The sequence below is a fragment of the Paenibacillus sp. A3 genome (assembly GCF_001399685.1).
Lineage (GTDB): Bacteria > Bacillota > Bacilli > Paenibacillales > NBRC-103111 > Paenibacillus_G.
The window spans coordinates 1-802 of record NZ_JTHN01000344.1 but is presented as its reverse complement, the minus strand read 5'-3'; the positions used below and the strand labels follow the sequence as shown (position 1 = coordinate 802).

Below are 802 nucleotides of genomic sequence, written 5' to 3'. Positions count from 1 at the left end.
TCCTTGGCTACTTGCGCAAGGATTTTTCCAACCTTTACATCTTCTTGGTAGTAGGTTGTCAGCGTTTTGTAAACTGTTTCATCATCTTCTGACAATGATGAATTTAAACTTTTCGATGTAATTCCATTTTCTTTATTGTATTGCTGGATGTAAGGATTGTTTTGAGTTTGCGACGCATGGACTTCAGTATTAAGTGCATTATTCTCGTTAGATGCGTAAGAGACTGGAATGATAGACGATGATACAGAAACAAGTGCGATCAACCCTGCAATAACCTTTTTTTTACTCAAAATACATCATCCTCCTTGAAAAATTTTTACAATTATAGTTTAATTAAACCATACTTTTATTTTTTGGGCAACATTAATTTGTAATAAATACTATATTATGGAATACAAATATTGTTACTTAAATGTATTATTTTGAAAACAAACGAAAAGGAGAGAAAAGATATGGTTAAATTTAAAAGAAAAAAAACTATTATACTTGGTATTATTTTATTCATTATTTTAGTACTCCATGTGACGGGCCCAATTCAACGTGTAACCGCACGGTTAACTTTATCAATTTATATAACTATGAAGTATAACGAAATGGGATTAAAATATAAAAAAATAGAGTATTCCTCACAATTTGGTGATTATATTGTTTCATACGAATCTAAAGAAGGTATTGTGTATAATTTCATGGTGACTCCAAAGTTTATGCCAGTTATTATTACGTTTGACCCTATTCATCCAGATGTATAGAAGGTATGACCATCAAGTTCTACAGCAAGTCAAAGCGATTTTGATTTCGTGGA

Annotated in this window: 2 protein-coding genes; one reads left to right on the top strand and one right to left on the bottom strand. The window is 30.7% G+C overall.

The window, feature by feature from the left end; all coding sequences use genetic code 11:
* Positions 1-290, bottom strand: a 290-nt coding sequence (locus tag QJ48_RS37220; protein WP_157261859.1) for a hypothetical protein, incomplete at its 3' end; no start/stop codon positions are given.
* Positions 291-452: 162 nt separating this feature from the next.
* On the opposite strand from QJ48_RS37220, the gene QJ48_RS34385 reads away from it, so the two are divergent.
* A complete protein-coding gene (locus QJ48_RS34385; RefSeq protein WP_054977758.1) occupies positions 453-749 on the top strand; it encodes a hypothetical protein in 297 nt (98 codons plus the stop codon).
* Positions 750-802 lie beyond the last annotated feature (53 nt).